Genomic DNA, 18,640 nt, shown 5'->3' with positions numbered 1-18,640 from the left:
TTATGAAAAAATATCATTTATTTAAAAAATTATTTAGTGTTTTTATTGTACTCGCAGGATTCACGTTGGTATCTTGCTCCGACGACAATAATGATGAAACTCCGACTACGGAATCAAAAGATTATTATGTTTTGTTGACGGGTGATCTAACCACTTCGCCTTATGTCGGATATGGATCAACGTATACTGAATTTCCTTCAGGAAATATTGATAATATAAAAACAGGATCTGTATCAATGAGAACCAACGGTATGAGATCTTATGGCGAATGGGTATTCAAAAGAACCAGTTTAGGTAAAGAAGGCGGAGAAGATGAAATTATCCGATACGCGATTGATGCTACAGGTAATCTTGTCGAAAGCGGACGTATAACTTCGGGTAACAATTCTAACTATTATATCTATAATGAGACTACTGCTTTCTATATCGATTTGAATAGAGATTTAATGAAGATTCAGAAATTTAACCCGTCTACTATGCAACGTACAGGTGAGATAGACCTCTCATCGCTGAGAAATGCAGATTATCCTTATCAGGATGTAGGAACCAATCTAATTGTGGCAAAAGATGGTAAGTTGTATGTAGATGTGTTTTATAATACAGCTAATGAAAAAGGTAATTTTATAAAAAATACTCCCCTGGGATTTGCCGAATTAGCAGTAATAGATCTTACTAGTGGAAAATACGAAAAAAGCATCCGCAATAATAATATCAGTTATATCGGATATCCCGGAAACGAAAATCAAATGTGGGCAATGGGCGATGATGGAGCTTTATATATGTGCTCTCATGGTTTCGGGGCAACAGGCGCTACTAATAAATCGGCCATTGTGAGAATTAAAAAGAATGCTACTGATTTTGATAATAACTGGATTATTTATGCCGATGATTATATGCAAGGAACATCAATGGGGGTTGTTTGTGTAAAAGATGGAAAACTGTATACACAAATGGGATCTCAAGCGCTTTCTTTTCGAGGTAATCTGACTGATGTTGTTTATGATTATTATGTATTTGATACTGAAAACTTATCAGCCGGAAGAACTAAAGTTCTAGGTATGCCGCAATCTACTTATACATTCCAATGTGCACAAGGTATAATTGTTATCAATGATAAAATATATTTCAGAGTAGTAAATAACAATGACGAAAACGGATATTATGTGCTGGGTAGTAATAATACAGCTTCGCGAGCCTTTAATGTTACATCGGGCGGAGTTATCTGGGGAATAGCTAAACTCAGCATAGCTAAATAAGAAGGAGGCTTCTTTAGCCTACAGATAAGGTAGTTACAGGCAGATTGATGAACAACCAAGAACTATCTTATTATTGTAAAAAACGTCCTTAATAAAGTAAAATAGAAAATAACTCAGAAATAATTCATGCTTAAACATCCATCCTCAAAAAACGGATGGATGTTTTTTTAGACAAGTGGGAGAGATAATTTTATCTACCATATTTTGGTTTACTATTTCTTTTATTGTAATCGTTGTTTGCAAATAGATAGTTGTTAGGAGATGATTTCTTTTTGAAAACAGATATTACTCGCAATAATTACATATTGACCATAGTTTGGGATTATTATAAAACCATCTTTTTTCACATCCCAATTGCTTCAATCATTTTGTATCCAGTTAAATACAGGTTGTGACAGCAGAAAAAGTAACAGTATTTTTACCTGACAATAATATTGAGTATTCGAAAAATAGTGTTGTGAGTCAACAAATAACAAAGAATGATATTGGTAACATTACTCTTTCCGCTTTTGATAAAGATCAGCAGTTGAGTTAGTACTCAGCACCTTTTGATGTAATCGTTCTGGTATTGGATGGGGAAGTTGAAATTAAAATTGGCGGTACGCTACACGTACTAAAAGCGGGTAATATGATTATTATGCCTGTAAATTTACCTCATGCTGTATTTGTTATATCACCTTTCAAGATGTTATTGACTATTATAAAGTCTAGGTGTTTTATTATCAGAAAGCTCCTGTAAATAAATGATTTTCAGGGTCTACTATGTTAGTTTCTTGAGTTTATGAGATATAACATAGGTTGTTGGTCTGGTCACGAATTTAGCAATATTTCGACTACGTCTCTCTCTATTTCCGACTTTTCTGTTATTAAGCTTTTATATAAAAGAATAGAGATTGGAATTCTGCAATTTTCTCTGAATTGCATTTTGTAGAATATCTCCAAAAAGGTAACGATTATTATTCTGCGTTTTTCTTAGATTTACTTGGTTGTTTTTTAGTATATAAGGCTGTTTTGTGTGTTTTTCTGCGATTTGCTATGTTTTGGATAGTAACTTAACCATACACACAGTAAGACACCTTACTGTCTATTAATTAGTATATTACATACTGTTTTCTTTAAAAACAGGTAACGATTTAGAGACAAACCAAATGTTTTCGACTATCACTGTATGAGTCAATCATTTGGATTGGCTATAATTCGAAATAGGTAACGGATAAGTAACGAGATAACTTCATCAATTTGCTCCGCATTGAGCAGGTTGATTAGCTTGGATCAAAGGTAAAATAATATTTCAAATTCACATAAACTACTTCGATATATCATTATATTCTGAGTTTTTTGTAGTATCTATTTCGTTGTTTGTAGGCAACTTTTTCGATTAATTAGGAGATTTCTTCAGAATATTTAGTAATACAACCACAAGTTAACCCATATCTCTGTTATAAATTAAAAGAATATAGTTGGATATTACTAAAATAATTACTTTTGGTAATTGAAAAATATAAATAATGGGCATGAAAGCAGAACAAAAATCAAAAGATATAGAAGAATATTTGATCTGTCAGCTTAAATCAGGGAGTCATCAGGCATTTGAAACCCTATACTATAAATATAGTGGAAAACTGTACAATTTTGTTAATACCTTATTAAATGATGCTGTAATAGCGAAAGATATTACCCAGCACTCTTTTTTGAGAATATGGGAGTTCAGGGAGCATATAGATAGCGATACAGGAAGTTTCTCCGGATATTTATTTCAGATTGCAAAGAATGAAGTCTATAAAGAGTCTGAACGTCAATTGAGGGTAATGTTAATAACGAATCTAAATGATTATGAAATATCATCAAAAGATGAAACTATCCGTAAGATAGATAATGAAATACTAAATGTACAAATAGAGAAATTATTAAACGATTTGCCGCCTGCCAGAAAAGAGATATTTCTTATGAGAAGAAATAGTCACCTAACCAACAAAGAGATTGCTGTAAAATTAAACATTTCTGAAAAAACAGTCGAAACCCAAATACACCGAACTATTAAATATCTAAAAAGCAAACTCATTGAGGTTATCAATTAGTCAGACAAGGGTTAATAATGGTTAAATAAATGAATGGGTTGTAAGGGAAAAACTTTCTCAAAGATATTCAATATAGATAACATGGAAAAGAACAAAAATTGTAAGGGTAAAATCCATCTTAATGATGAAAAGGATAAATCCGAATCAAATATGAACAATAAGAATGAGGTTTTGGATGAGAATACTCGACCCGGAACTTTACAAGATATATGGCAGCGATCTTCTTTCGATATGGATAAAGATACCAGAAACCAGATGTTCGAGGAAATCCGAGGTCAGATTAATTGGACTCCGGAAGTAGAGAGTACATTATATAAAACCACGAAGAAATCAGAAAATAGATTCCGTTGGATTTATATTGCCGTTTCGGTCGCTGCATCTGTTATTTTATGCGTATTTGCATTTCATGCCGGCATAAATCATGAGGCTGCTATTAGCGAATCCGAAGAGGTTATCTTTAGAGTTAATAACGGACAAAAAGCCGAAGTTGATTTACCCGATGGGACAAAAGTTTTTTTAAACTCATCATCATCATTGACATATAATAAGAACTATAACAAAGTAGACCGAAAAGTGAAATTGGAAGGCGAAGCATATTTTAAAATAGCACATAATAAGCAAAAACCATTTGTTGTGCAATCCAAAGATTTAAAGGTTGAAGCCTTAGGTACAACCTTTAATGTGAGATCATATGATTCTGATAGCATGGTGGCTGTTGTTTTGGTCGAAGGAAAGGTGAAGGTAAGTAACCTGTCAAATGAACTTCTCTTAGATCCTAATGAAAGACTTCACTATGATTTAGTTACAAGTAAGATGCATAAAGATATAATTAGTCCAAACTCAAGTAGTTTGTTGTGGCTGAACAATGAGTTGGATTTTTATGGAGAAGAACTCCACAATATTTGTATGATGTTGCACCGGATGTATGATGTGAACTTTATTTTCAGTAAAGAAATTCTGAAAAAGGAACAATTTACAGGACTCATAAAAAATAGCAGTCTCGAAAATGTATTGGAAGTTTTAAGTACGACGAGTCGTCATAGGCTGAAATACAAGAGGGTATCAGGCGATACTATTCTTATATATAATTAAACCCGGAAATATTAACCTAAAATTTAAACTTATGACAGAAACATGAATAATAAAAAAAGTACAGGCTTCCCTCGCCAAAGTTAAGCCCGTACAATAAAAGAAAAATCTTAATGTGCGACAAGCATAAATTCCTTTTGATTTGATGATCTTAAAGGAAATGGTATTGTTATACACATAGAAGATTCCAAAATTAATCAAATCAATTCATATTTACTTAAATCACTATGAGAAAAAGAAAAGTTTTGACACTTTTTCTTGCCTTATTATGCTCAATTTGTGCATTTAATCTTAAAGCACAGATTACGATACAGGCAAAAAATAAGCCAATCAGTGAGATTATTCGTATGATCGAGAAAGAATCAGGATATAGTTTCTTTTACAATAATGATCTGCCGGGTATTAATACTAATAAATCTGTTAGTATTAACAACGCTTCGATAAATGAGACTCTAAAGCAGATCTTTTCAGGAACTGGGATTTATTATCAAGTAAAACCGGAAAAGCAAATATTGTTGCAATATGACAAACCGGAAAACTCACAATCGAAACCCTCGGCCACATCGCAGTCGGTTGCTCCTGTCAAAGGTACAGTAACAGATATCCAAGGAGAGCCTCTTCCCGGTGCAGTAATTGTCAACAAGAAGACCAAACAAGGAGTTCAAACGGATATAGATGGAAAATTCGAAATAGATGCATCTCCAGGTGATATACTAGTCGTATCATTAGTAGGTTATGAGTCTATGGAAACAAAGGTGGATAATAAAACTCCAATAAATGCCAGTCTTAGAGAAAATACAGAGCTAGAAGAAGTTGTAGTTGTCGGATATGGTGTTCAGCAACGAAAGTCTATAACCGGAGCTATTGCTACTGTTGACGCTAAAGAAATAGTGAAATCTCCTGTTTCTGATGCCGCAAATGCTCTGACCGGACGTCTGCCGGGCTTACGTATTGTCGACCGGGGTGGTGCACCGGGAACAGCACCGGGAACTATTGATATTCGTGGTTTTGGTAGTGCCCTTATTATTGTGGATGGAGTACCTGCTAATTTCCAGCAACTTGATCCGAATGAAATAGAAAGTATCTCTATCCTTAAAGACGCAGCCGCAGCTGTGTACGGTATCAGAGCATCCAATGGAGTGATTATTGTTACAACTAAAAGAGGTACACTCGACAGACCGAAATTCTCTTTTTCATCGAATTTTGGATGGCAACAGCCAACAAAGTTTCCTAAGGCAGTAAATTCGGTACAATATCAGGAAATGATGCTTGAATCGGAAATAAACCGTACAGGGAAACCAAATATAACAAGAGAAGAACTCGAAAACTGGAGAACCGGAGGTATTGATTATCCGAATACCGATTGGTATAAGGAAGTTATACGTGACTTTGCACCACAACAACAATACAATATGAATGTTCGTGGGGGAAGCGAAAGAATCAATTATTTCACATCGTTAGGCTTCCTCAATCAGGGAGGATTATACAAATCAGGAGACACAAGCTTTAAACGTTATAACTTCAGAACCAATGTTGATGCCAAACTTGCTAGTAATCTGACAGCCCGGATCAATCTATCGGGAAGAAAAGAAGATCGAGAATCTCCTTATGAAAGTCTTTCCTTTGTGATGGGGGGATTGTTGAGAAATCATCCAATGTACAGCCCTTACGTGAATGGAGATAAAAATTATCCTGCAGTAACTAATCTTACTCAGCAAAATCCTGCTGTGTTGACCAATAAAGACTTGAGTGGATATAATAAACAAGAGACCAAAGTATTTGAAGGTAAAGGAGAAATTCAGTACGATGCACCCTTCCTTAAAGGTCTGACCGCCAAAGCAAGTTTTTATTACAGAACCTATAACACTTGGGATAAAAAATTAAGAAGATATTATGATTTATTCAAGTATGATAAGTCAACAGATAAAGTAATAAATGCCAATGCAGGGATTCCTCCGCAATATTTGTATGAAAATATGTCGGCGGGAAGTACCTCAATAGGGCAAACAACCCTCGAATATAAAAATAAATTTGGACGTCACGATGTCGCGGCTCTTTATGTCGGAGAATATACTAAGACATGGAGTAATTATGTCAGGGGCAGCAGAGACTTTCTTTTCAATATGGAAGAGCTGAATTTAGGTCTCGCAACCGGACAAAAGAATGAAGGTAGCGGAAGTGACAAAAACTCAATCGGACATGTTGGACGTATTAATTATGCTTTTGATAACAGGTATCTGCTTGAGCTAAGCTTTAGATACGATGCATCCAGCACCTATCCAAAAGTGAAACGTTGGGGCTTCTTCCCTGGCGCATCTGTAGGATGGAGGCTTACCGAAGAAAATTTCATGAAGCCATACTCATCAGTTATTTCCAATCTGAAACTTCGTGCATCGACATCACGCTTGGGTGATGATGCCTCTATGGAACCTTATTCGGATCGTACAGGTTATCAAACTCCGGGCAAAGATATTAAAGGGAATACTATTCCGGGGTATATCTTCGGATCTTATGGAGGGGAGAGCGAATTCATCTATCCTACAGCTTCGTCATTGGGTATTCCTAACGATCAGTTGACATGGATGATATCTAAAACATCCAACATTGGTCTCGATTTTGGTCTATTCAATAATAAATTAACAGGAGAAATAGACTTTTTCTATCGTCGCCGTGATGGAAAAAGAGCTACCCGCCTAACATCTCTTCCTTTAGAGTTTGGGCAAAAAATGCCTCAGGAGAATCTTAATAGCGATTCTCATCGTGGATTTGAAATAATGCTTAAACATCAGAACCGATTGAAAAACGGACTCTTTTACAGTGTCGGCGGCAATATGTCTTTTACTCGTGCAAAATATGAATATCTGGAACAAGCAGATGCGACTAATTCATATAACAACTGGCGTGTAAATGATATGTATCGCTGGATGAATAAACGTTTCGGTTATAAGTCGGCGGGACAATTCCAATCATACGAAGAAATAGCGAATTGGGCCATTCAGGATAATAATGGGAACAATAGCCTTTCTCCGGGAGACATTAAATATATGGACTTAAACGGCGATGGTGTTATTGATGACAACGATCAGGCTATTATCGGGCGTAATAATACACCGGAAATAATGTTCGGTATGGATTTGACTGTTGAGTATAAGAATTTTGATGTATCAATTCTTCTACAAGGTGCAGCAAATTTCGACGCTTACTTCGATAGTGAAGCACAGGTTCCCTTTTTCAATGGCGCTAGTTCTCTCGAGGTATTCTACGATAGGTGGCATCGGGAAGATCTATTTGATCCTCAAAGCCGATGGATACCCGGAAAATACCCATCAACCTACGCCGGAGGAAAAGAAAGTAACAGAAGGGTTTCTGACTTCTGGCTTCAAGATGCGACCTATCTTCGTTTGAAGAACGTACAGATAGGATATACCGTACCCAAGAAACTCCTTACGCAATTTAAGCTGGAATCGTTACGTTTTTACGCAACAGCATATAACATACTCACATTCACTAAGCTGGACATATTCGATCCGGAGGCATCCCAGGGGAGTCGTGGTTTTTACTATCCTCAGCAAAAATCGTATAATGTAGGGTTTAATCTAACGTTTTAATCCAAATAATTATGAATAAGATAAAAAATCATATAGCTATAGTATTATTTGCTTTTATCACTCTGTTTTCGGGATGCAGCGACTTCTTGGATACAAATCCCAGAGATACAATAGATGAAGACAAGCTGTGGAGCGATCCGGCAAGTATTAAAGCATATCTGGCACGTTTATACTCCGGAATGGAAGTAGAAAGTTTTGAATATGAAATGAGTGCCCAAGCTGCATATCCATCCACATGGACAGATGAAGCCATACGCAGCTATACATGGGGAAGTACAAACGATCAGTTTTTCCCAAATAACCTCACTTCTTGGTGGAATACGAATAAAGGGTATTTTGAAATCAGGGATGTGAATGACATGATAAAGAAAGTACCAAACGGAAATCTAAGAGCTGAAGAGAAAGAACTATATCTAGCTGAAGCAAAATTTATCAGGGCATTTTATTATTTCACACTCGCACGCAGATATGGAGGTGTACCTATAATAAAGGAGCCTCAGGAATTTAATCCTGATCCTACAACGCTAAGAGTACCTCGCAGTACCGAAAAGGACACATATCTATTCATTCTCGAAGATTTGAATGCCGCAATTGTGGGATTACCGGATGCCGCAAAACAGCCGAATGCCGAGAACCTGTACCGTGCAACTAAATACGCGGCGTTAGCTCTGAAATCACAGTCCATGTTACATGCTGCATGCATTGCAAAATACGGAGTTTACGATGCCGGCATGAACGGATTGTGTGGAATACAAAGTGCCGATGCGGATTTCTTCTTTAATGAATCGAAAAAAGCTTCTGAAGAAATAATAAAGAATACAGACTTTAAACTTTACGAAAAGGATGCGGATAAGGAAGCTAATTTTCAGAATCTGTTTTTAGACAAAGTATGGCATGAAGAACTCATTTTTGTAAAAGCCTACACGGTAGATAAAGCGCACAGCTTCGATTATTTCAACGCACCTCAATCATTCAAGGTCGATTACGGTTGTGCTACTAACCCTACTCTAGAACTTGTAGAAGCCTTTGATTACATTGATGGCTCCGAAGGAACATTGAAGGTGAGTGACTCAAATGGTAAACCAATAGAGTTTGATAATCCGTACGACTTGTTCAAAGATAAGGATCCTCGCCTTATGGCCTCTGTTCTGGTTCCGTTCGGATCTTGGCAAGGAGATTTTATAGATGTGAGGAGAGGAATTATTGAAGGAATAAGTACCAATGCCCCTACATTAGCTGCCGATCTGACAAGTAAGTATAAAAATACAACTACAGCCATTGGCGGAAAAGATGGAATAATTCCTACAGGCGACCCTACAAAAACCGGGTTCTATTTAAAAAAATATATGAATCCCGGAGGTAAAATAGATTCTGGAAAATCCACCCAAAATTATATCGTTTACCGGTTTGCCGAGATTTATCTCAATTATGCAGAAGCTGCCGTAGAATTGAATCAAGATACAGATAAGGCTTTAGACTATGTGAATAAGATCCGCGATAGGGCAGGAGTAAAAAGGCTGACGAGTATAAATCTTGAACTGGTAAGAAAAGAAAGGCAGACTGAGTTGGCTTTTGAAAATCGACGCTGGTGGGATTTAATCCGTTGGCGTAAGATGGAGGATAAAATCAACAATCACCAATTTAAGGGGTTATTTCCTTATCTATTGGTTCAATCTTCTGATCTTATTGAAGGACAACCAATATCTAAATATAAAGTCATTTTCAAACGTGAAGCCGCATTAAAAATACCGCGTGTATTTAGTTCGAAGTTGTACTATAATAAGATAGATGATCAGGTTATATCGTCTAATCCTACCATTATTCCAAATCCGGGTTATTAATAATTGATACATTATGAAAAATTTAATATATATAACTATAATCCTATCCATTTTATTCCTTCGTTGCAGTCAGGATAATTATGATGCTCCCGATGCCGGAGTGAAAGGAGCTATTATAGATATGACGACTAAAGGTTCCGGACAGGAAAAAACGATTCCTGTACAAACCGTTAGCGGAGCCAAGATAGCTCTCTATGAAGAAGGCTACGTACAACCTACTTATTTTTCAATTAAAGGAGATGGGACATTTGAAGGTGCTATGATTTTTTCAGGTAATTATAAGCTTGTTCCTCAAGGTCCATTTTTTGTGACTGATCAAGATACAATAAGAACATCGATTCCTACCTCAGGGGACATTAAATTTTATCTTGAGCCCTTTCTACGTATCAATATCAATGATGCTTATCTGAGTTTCAGCGGAAACGATATTACTGTTAAATTTATAATTAGTAAGTCCTCTAATCCGACTACCGGAAGATTAAGTACATATAGAGTTGTATGGGCAAATACGCCTTTGTTGGACAAAAACACACAGGTAGTCACTGTTGATGGAAGCCGTAACTTTAAAGAAATATCTGTTTCCGCAGACAAGGAAGCGGACAATCTCGATAAAGAATTATCCGTAACAGTTAGCGGAGTAGATCCGGGTAAACCTGTATATGTACGTGTTGCTGCATGTGTTACAGGTACTACACATTACAACTATTCCGAGCCTTTCGAAGTAGAATAATTATTCAAATCACGGGCAAGCTTATACCCTTGCCCGTATTAAAAAAAGAACGAATTAAAACCAAAAGATGAGAAAAATAAACTACAAGATAATTGCATTGATAACTTCTGTCATAACATTATTTTTTGGAGGAAAGCTATATGGACAAAGCGCTGAGATCTCGATAATACCAAAGCCTCAGTCAATAACCGTAGGGCAAGGAGAATATCATATCGATGAAACGACTGAAATTTTTTGTCCTCTGGAATCTTTTGAGATTGCAGACCTTATAGCAGAAGTTTTACGAAAATCAACCGGATATAAATTACCAGTAAAAACAGTCAAAAATCCGGCTTCGCAACGTAGGGGAATTGTATTTGCTCTGCGAAAAGTATCAAAAGCGGAAAACAAAGAAGCTTATCAGCTAACTGTCAGTTCACAAAGAGTACTGATTTCGGCCCCATTTCAAGAGGGATTACTCTATGGAGGGCAAACATTGCGTCAACTGTTGCCGCCCCTGATTGAGCGAGACAGAAAGGTTGATTATTTGAGCGCGGTTGTTCCCTCAGTAAATATAGTTGACCAACCTCGGTTTTCGTGGAGAGGCTACATGCAAGACGTAAGCCGTACTTTTTTCGGTGTCGAAGTTATGAAGAAGTATATAGATGTAATGTCTTTATACAAACTCAATGTATTGCATTTACACTTGACAGACGACCAAGGCTGGCGTATAGAGATAAAAAAGTATCCAGAGCTTACAAGTGAGAAAACAACGGTATTTCCGGCTGAATATAATCAACCTGCCGAACGCAGCGGTTTCTATACACAGCAGCAGATTAAAGAACTTGTTGCTTATGCCGCATTACGAAATATTACAATCGTTCCCGAAATAGATGTTCCGGGGCATAGCTGGCCTGTACTTATTGTCTATCCACATTTGGGGGTCAATCGGAAGGTTTACCCCGATTATGTTTTTCCGTTCCTTGCATCCTGGGGTATTTGGGGTAATCAGTTTACGCCTAATACTCTTGATCCAACCAAAGAAGATGTATACACGTTTCTCGATGATGTATTCTCTGAACTTGCCCCTCTTTTTCCGGGGCAATATTTCCATTTTGGGGGTGATGAAGTGCGACATACAGTATGGGAAAATGAACCTCATATAAAAGAATTTATGCAGAAAAATAATATGTCCACCGTTATTGACCTGCAAAGTTATTTTGTAACAAGGGTATCTCAGATTGTAAAACAAAAAGGTAAAACTCCTATTGGCTGGAACGATGTGCTAAAGGATGAAAGTCTACCGAAAGAAACAGCCATAATGGCCTGGCTTAGAGGTAAGGCGGTAAAAGAATCTGCCAGTAAAGGACATCGTGTAGTAGCTACGCCTACGGGCTATCTTTATTTCGATATTACACAAGAAAGCCGTCACGATGGTACTACCTCCGACTTGGCATATGGCAATATTAATTCCTTAGAGCGTATTTACCTGTACGATCCTACTCAAGGGCTTGAGCCACATGAGGAAAAATTTGTATTGGGACTACAAGCCAATATGTGGACAGCTATACCTCAAGAAGTAAAAGATATGAATGTGCAAAATTTTCCACGATTAATGGCTGTTTCCGAAATAGGATGGATAAGCAAAGGTGAGAAAGATTTTGACGAATTTTCTAAACGGATTGAGAGTACCAAGTTAAGACTCGATGAGTTGAAAATTGATTATTACCGTCCGGGAGGTTATATAGCCGGAACGTGGACTCCTGCCGAAATTTCATCCAAGTATAAAATATTAGAATGGGATGTGACAAATAAGGTATATGCTAACGGACGTATTACAGCCGGCCTATTTCATACCGAAGGAGAATCTTTCTTGAACATCAAAAAAGTACAGTTACTCGAAAATGGGAAAGTTATTTCAGAAGATACTCACCGTGGTTTTGCCGATAACTTTAGAGGTACGAATAAAACCAAGACTTATCTCTATTCTCTGAAAGTAGACAGTTATAATGCCAATTCAAAATATACTGTAAAGGCTGAAATATCCGGATATAATGGAACGAATACGTATGGGAATTTCACGTTCAGCCTCTCACCCTATCAACCGTTTATAGTAACGGAACCGAGATAAAGATTTATATGGAATTATAAAAAATAAAAACTATGAAAAAGACATTCGAATTCATTTTAAGCATAATTATTCTCTTTGGACTTTGTATGGGCCTCATTGCATGCAGTGATGATGATAATGTTACAAAGAGTTATATTGAACTTGCCGAACATAGCTATACCTTTCCCATCAAAGGAGAAACTCGTATTTTGGATGTGAATACCAATGTACAGAATATTACGGCAACATCGCCGTCTCAAGCCGACTGGGCAACATTTAGTTATGCTAACGGGAAATTGACGATTGCTACAGAAGACAATAATACAGACCAAGACCGAAAAATGACAGTCCGTCTTAAAGGGGGAGGAGATGCTACTACTACTTTCGAGATAACACAATATAGTTTCGCATCTAGTATAAATCAATTGGGGAATGACACTAAGTTAACGGTTAAGAACGGAACAGCTTCATCCCAACAATCAGACGATTCAGGCATCAATGAAACATTTGATGGGGATATGACTACAATGTATCATTCCAAATGGGATAAAACAGGATTACCGATTACACTCACATACAATTTTGAGAATATATCAACAATGGATTATATCCTTTATAAACCAAGGGTAACAGGTGTAAATGGAAACTTCAAAGAGTTTGATTTATTTGTTTCTACCGAATCGAATCCTGAGTTTGTAAAACACGGCTCTTACGACTTTAAAGGTACATCCTCTGTCTCCAGAATCAACTTTACAACCTCAATAGAAAAACCTAAATCGATTCGGTTTGTGATCAATAGCGGTGAAGGAGGCTTTGTTTCCTGTGCCGAAATGGAATTTTACCAGAAGGTTCCTGCTGAATTTGACTTGTTAACCGTATTTACAGACAGATCGTGTAGCGAACTCAAAGCCGAAATGAATCGTTCCAAAATAGATGAAGTTCCTCTGGAATTCTATCGTAATCTGGCTTTGGATATACTTGAAAACAGAATTGACCGGAAAGAATTCAGGGTACAGGAGTATAAGTCTTGGATACACCCTGATATTCAGGCAGCAGCCAATAAAACGGCTAAATATAGCCTTAGGGATAATCCTACAGGAATTTATGCTCAGAAGGGTAAAGATCTGATTATAATGGCTGAAGGAATTGAAAGCAAAAATGTTAATATTATTATTAGTAATCCACAGGTAGCTATGGGTGGAAGCTCTTACTTCCTGCAAGACGGACTTAATATAATTAAGGCAGATCTGGATGGGTTGGTATATGTTCTGTATCAAACTGATACCGGTACAGAACCTGCTGTCAAGTTAAATTTTGTATCAGGTATAGTTAACGGATATTTCGATAGTCAAAAACATAAAAAAGAAGATTGGGCTACTTTGTTGAATAAAGCAACTTTTCTGATGTTCGATTTGGTTGGTAAATATGCCCATATGACATTTCAAACAGAAGCCTACAGGCAATACACACCTGATGGTTTGGCCCTTATTAATAAGTATGATGATTTAGTCAGACTTCAACAAGAGTTTATGGGTGTTTTTGGAACAAACAGAGAATTCAAAAACAGAATGTACCTTTTAGGAGTTCCTAATAGCTATATGTATGCAGGCTCATACCACACAGGCTATAATTTTACCACTCAAAGTATGATTCTTAATGTGAATCAGGATCCTGCTAATTTCGACAGTTGGTGGGGACCGGCTCATGAAATCGGCCATATAAACCAAACCCGTCCCGGACTGAAGTGGATAGGAATGGGAGAAGTTACGAACAATATTTTCTCTCAATTTATTGTAGAGCAGTTTGGTGTAGAAACGCGCTTGTCAAGAAAAAACTCATATGCAGATGCATATCAGAGATTTGCCATAGACGGGGAGCCTCATAATGCTAGAAATGTAGAAGATGATGTCCTGGTTAAGCTTGTTCCATTCTGGCAACTAAAATTGTATATACATAATGTATTGGGCAAGAACGATTTTTATCCTAAGGTTTTTGAAACAATAAGAAACAATCCTAATCCCGAAACAGATGGACAATGCCAGATTGAGTTTGTGAAGATCTGTAGCGATGTAGCTCAACTCGATTTGACTGATTTCTTCGAAAAATCAGGATTCCTGACTCCAATTGATATGAATATTGACGATTATGGAGTGGTAAGGTTTACTGTTACGCCGAAAATGATCGATGATTGTAAAAAATATATTGCAGAAAAAAAATACCCTAAACCTACCAAAGATTTTTCCAGAATTACAGATAAAACAATAAACGATTTCAAATAACTCATTTGTAAGTTCAATAAAAAATAGAAGACTATGATAAAGAAAATAATTTTCATGATGTTGGCTTCACTTATGCTAAGTGGTTGTTCCGATGATAAGGGGACTCTTTTTGAGGAGGATTACCTTTTTTTGAGTATAAGACCTAAAGAGATGTTCTTTAATTCAAAGAAAAGTAGTCAAAAAGTTGTTATTGTTACCAATGCCGGAGAATTTACCGTAGATGGTGTTGTTGCCGACACATGGTGCACCTATAAAATAGAGAATAATGTAATAGAGATAACTGTATCTTCATTTGACGAACCAGCTGGGACACGAACCACAAACCTGACTATCAGTAAAGGTGATAAGCGAAAAGAAGTCACGATAACCCAAACGGGTCCACAAGAGACTGACATTGACAGAATAAATGATTGGAAAGTGATTTTTGCTACTACATGGGTTTCTGGAGACGATCCTTATCAAATACTAGATGGGAATACAACCAGTATCTGGCATACAGGCTACAGTGACTCACACGAAGGGGATAAAGACCTGATGAGCAAAATGCCCCAGTGGGTGTTGATAGATATGGGTTATACTACGGAGTTGGACTCTGTGGCAATCTGCCGTCGTACTGATGCTGCAAACTGGGATGCGCGTGAAGTTTCTGTTTGGGTTGGTAACGACCCTAGTGCTACTATATCTAATGAAGGTATGACTAAAATTGCGCAAATAAGTTTGCCTCATACTCAACCCGAAAAAGAATCTGTCACAGGTTTATATCTCAATTCTTTTGGATCTAAAGTAACAACAAAGGTGAGAGGGCGTTATATTAAATACGTTGTTGAGGAATCAAGGCGAAATGTAGCTCAAGTTGCGGAAGTGTATGCTTTTGGAAAGGCTTTTAAATAAACTTTGAAAAATACTAATTTCTGGTGTGAACTGTGTACGCTTCGCACCAGAGGTTATTCGAAGAGTAATGTTGATGGCAAAGATAAAAAACATAGTTAAATTAAGACTGATTATTTATTGGGGGAAAACATTGGTAGAGATTTTCTATTTGTTCCGTTTACAAACGGTTTCTAGACTATCTGTTTCTGCCTGTACAGCTGGCATAGCCATATTCCGTTTATAATTTTCGTCCAACAGTAACACATAATCATTCTGTTGCTTCATACAAAACAATGTCAGAATAAACACCAGCAAACCAAGAATAGCAATCACCAAAGACGATTTCCGCAGTTTGAATAATTTGAAATTCAGGTAGGACTTTCCATCATCCTGCTTTGTTCCAGACTGTTCCCCGGTTTCCTTCAGTATAGCTGACAGACAAGAGAGTATCTTATATACTCCTTCCGTATCCTTTTCTAACTGCTCAATATCTTTATGAATAACATTGAAATGAGAATCACAATGTGTCCCCAAGCCTTGAATGTACCTCTCTAATTTAGATACAATTTCGTCTCTTTCTTTCTGAAAATCAGGCTTGATGATTGCCTGCTCATTATCTAAATTGGATGGTTTTTGTGTATTGAAAAGACGTTCCAATTTCTTATCGACCTCTGAAAGTTTTTCCCAAAGTGCATCGTTTGATACTGACTGTGCCATATTTTTCTATTTTTAAGTTGTTAATAATTTATTTTAAAGTCTTGGTCTCTTGATTTTCCTCTTTTTCTTTTTCCGCAACAAGGCTTCCGCTTCGTTCATATCGTAATTAGACGGTTGCATATCAAATAAACCACCTATAGATGATACTGCATCAGCTACTCCAGAAACAGCATTTTCTATTAAGCTGGCTCCTGCCTCTTTCGGTGGGGTTACTCGCTGTTGTTCATATTGTAGCTGTTCATGAGAATAGCTATTCTCAGTTAGCTGTCGATCCAGCTTGGAGTAGCTAAATTTTCTATCCACATCCGAACCTTTGAACGAATGCTCTCCTTTTTTGAATGAAATCCCCTGTACTTCATCTGTTTGTCCTTTACGCTTGTATTCTATGGATATACCTTTCTGCTTCAGGGCTTCTTCAAACTGTCGCCAATTTTGGGCTTTAGAAAGTATATATTTAATCGCATGGTAAATTTCGTATTTAGTCTCCTCCGCTCCTTTTAGTTTCAGAACATTCACTTTATCCTTACCTTTTCCATAAGTCAGATTATACTTGTTCTTCAACTGCTTGCATACCTTTTCGTTACGATATTGGTCGTTCCTGTCAGTAATAGTCTTGCCATCGTTGTCCACTCGGTTAAATACAATATGGCAATGTGGGTGAGAAGTATTGCTATGGCGAACGATGATATATTGTGTATTCTCTATGCCCATCAATTTCATATATTCTTTTGCTAAGCGTTCCATAAACTGATCCGTCATCCGCTCTTTGTCATCAGGAGAGAATGCCAACGGAATATGTCCCACACATTTCGAGAGGTTCGGATTGAGCAAACTTTGCATATAAAAGCTGTTGATAATGGATTTAACATCGGTTTCCAAGACACCTTCACTCGCTAAAATATTAGCATCTTTATCAGCCAAAACATATGAAATACACCCCTTAAAGCTTCTTCCTTTTACTATTTTTCCAATCATTCGAAAGCTTGTTTATGATATTTTGTATCGATTCCAGTAATGGAATAGCCATATTTTCGAGCCGTTTTGCGCTCAAAAACTTGGCTGTTTTTACGAATTGATTTAGATTATTTCCCATGTTGGAGAGGCTTCGAAGCATATCCAGTTCTTCTTTTTTGAGTGGTTCTTTTATTTCACCGTTCAGGATAGCATCATGACAATAAACACTAAGCGGAAGATTGGCTTTGGCTGCCCGATGCCGGATAGCATAGAGTTCCGGCTCGGAAAAGCAGACCGCAATGGTCTTGTCTTTACGAGTAACGGAGCTCTTCTTCGGGCGTCCTCCTTTTCGCTTATCTTGATTGTCCTGATTCAATTACGATATAGTTTTTAAATCGTTTTTACTGGAATTGTCGACCAACGGGAGCAATTTCCCCTTTGGCTGATAAGCCAAAGCGAGGGTTTTGATGCAATCAAAACATAACCTCGCTCCTTTGACGACGAGAAAAAAATAAAGAGGTGGTAGTCTCTTTATTTTTTGAATTGGCGGCAACCGTTAAACACCCTCCGGAACATAAAACCATATAGCCCGGACATTTAATTGTTACATCATTCTTAAAAATACGGTTTGGATAAGAAACCGCTAGTACTGCTTTTTTACTTTTCATAAGTCTGTCTTTTTAATGATACAGACCACGAATTAAATAATAATATTCCCTGGAATACAATACTTTACCCCAATCGGATTATTCTGCGGAAACTCGCTATATATTACCATTTCAGGCATAAAAATACCGGTGCAAACTGCTGAGATTTGCCAATCCTATAATTGAGGAAAATGACCGCGTACAAAAAATTAAATTCTCTCTCTTAAATCAAACCAACCGATGGTACCATCATCATTTTAGTGCAAAACAAGGCCATTTCATGCAATAGAATCCGGTATTATGCAGTGATCGACAAGTTGTTATATATTCGTCCCCTGAAAGCTTGATAAACTTAAAATAGGCAGTTTTTACCGATAGCAAAATTGATTGATATTAACTTATCGATAAAATAGTAAAGTTGGAAAATCTGTCGTTTTTATGATTTGCTGCTTTTAAAATAGCCTTTCAATTTTGGTAAACTG

At 36.9% G+C, this 18,640-nt stretch carries 14 protein-coding genes; 10 read left to right on the top strand and 4 right to left on the bottom strand.

Annotation, left to right across the window (positions count from 1 at the left end):
- Positions 1-2: 2 nt before the first annotated feature.
- The 10 genes from BGC7_RS01590 to BGC7_RS01545 all read left to right on the top strand — a co-directional run bounded on the left by BGC7_RS01590 (position 3) and on the right by BGC7_RS01545 (position 15,861).
- A complete protein-coding gene (locus tag BGC7_RS01590; protein ID WP_050699811.1) occupies positions 3-1,256 on the top strand; it encodes a hypothetical protein in 1,254 nt (417 codons plus the stop codon).
- A 568-nt stretch (positions 1,257-1,824) separates the two neighbouring features.
- Positions 1,825-1,995 (top strand): cupin domain-containing protein, encoded by a 171-nt coding sequence (locus BGC7_RS18275; RefSeq protein ID WP_347339023.1) that lies wholly within the window; start codon positions 1,825-1,827, stop codon positions 1,993-1,995.
- Positions 1,996-2,770: 775 nt separating this feature from the next.
- Entirely contained in the window at positions 2,771-3,334 is a 564-nt protein-coding gene (locus BGC7_RS01580; protein ID WP_050699845.1) for an RNA polymerase sigma factor, read from the top strand.
- Between the two features lie 81 nt (positions 3,335-3,415).
- Entirely contained in the window at positions 3,416-4,426 is a 1,011-nt protein-coding gene (locus tag BGC7_RS01575) for a FecR family protein (protein WP_185112936.1), read from the top strand.
- 224 nt (positions 4,427-4,650) lie between these two features.
- Positions 4,651-8,031, top strand: coding sequence for a TonB-dependent receptor (locus BGC7_RS01570; RefSeq protein WP_050699809.1), 3,381 nt, complete (start codon positions 4,651-4,653; stop codon positions 8,029-8,031).
- Positions 8,032-8,042: 11 nt separating this feature from the next.
- Positions 8,043-9,872: a RagB/SusD family nutrient uptake outer membrane protein gene (locus tag BGC7_RS01565; protein ID WP_050699808.1), complete on the top strand. Its 1,830-nt coding sequence runs from the start codon at positions 8,043-8,045 to the stop codon at positions 9,870-9,872.
- 13 nt (positions 9,873-9,885) lie between these two features.
- Positions 9,886-10,602, top strand: a complete 717-nt coding sequence (locus BGC7_RS01560) for a DUF3823 domain-containing protein (protein WP_050699807.1) — start codon at positions 9,886-9,888, stop codon at positions 10,600-10,602.
- Positions 10,603-10,669: 67 nt separating this feature from the next.
- Positions 10,670-12,712 carry a beta-N-acetylhexosaminidase gene (locus BGC7_RS01555; RefSeq protein ID WP_050699806.1) on the top strand — a complete coding sequence of 681 codons (2,043 nt, stop codon included), beginning with the start codon at positions 10,670-10,672 and terminating at the stop codon, positions 12,710-12,712.
- A 32-nt stretch (positions 12,713-12,744) separates the two neighbouring features.
- The gene (locus tag BGC7_RS01550) at positions 12,745-14,970 is read left to right on the top strand and encodes a M60 family metallopeptidase (protein ID WP_082206412.1); all 2,226 of its coding nucleotides are present in this window, start codon (positions 12,745-12,747) and stop codon (positions 14,968-14,970) included.
- Positions 14,971-15,003: 33 nt separating this feature from the next.
- Positions 15,004-15,861: a discoidin domain-containing protein gene (locus tag BGC7_RS01545; protein WP_050699804.1), complete on the top strand. Its 858-nt coding sequence runs from the start codon at positions 15,004-15,006 to the stop codon at positions 15,859-15,861.
- 144 nt (positions 15,862-16,005) lie between these two features.
- Here the strand turns inward: BGC7_RS01545 and BGC7_RS01540 are convergent, their stop codons facing one another.
- From BGC7_RS01540 to BGC7_RS17805, 4 genes are all read right to left on the bottom strand, one after another.
- The gene (locus tag BGC7_RS01540) at positions 16,006-16,557 is read right to left on the bottom strand and encodes a hypothetical protein (protein ID WP_050699803.1); all 552 of its coding nucleotides are present in this window, start codon (positions 16,555-16,557) and stop codon (positions 16,006-16,008) included.
- Positions 16,558-16,590: 33 nt separating this feature from the next.
- Positions 16,591-17,532, bottom strand: a complete 942-nt coding sequence (locus BGC7_RS01535; RefSeq protein WP_050699802.1) for a relaxase/mobilization nuclease domain-containing protein — start codon at positions 17,530-17,532, stop codon at positions 16,591-16,593.
- Positions 17,498-17,887: a plasmid mobilization protein gene (locus tag BGC7_RS01530; RefSeq protein WP_050699801.1), complete on the bottom strand. Its 390-nt coding sequence runs from the start codon at positions 17,885-17,887 to the stop codon at positions 17,498-17,500. Before BGC7_RS01530 ends, BGC7_RS01535 begins: the two co-directional genes overlap by 35 nt.
- Before the next feature lie 97 nt (positions 17,888-17,984).
- Positions 17,985-18,179, bottom strand: a complete 195-nt coding sequence (locus BGC7_RS17805) for a hypothetical protein (protein ID WP_157258614.1) — start codon at positions 18,177-18,179, stop codon at positions 17,985-17,987.
- Positions 18,180-18,640 lie beyond the last annotated feature (461 nt).

The sequence above is a fragment of the Dysgonomonas sp. BGC7 genome (genome assembly GCF_001261735.1).
Taxonomy (GTDB): domain Bacteria; phylum Bacteroidota; class Bacteroidia; order Bacteroidales; family Dysgonomonadaceae; genus Dysgonomonas.
The sequence above is the reverse complement of the archived record's forward strand: the minus strand, read 5'-3'. Positions and strand labels throughout refer to the sequence as shown.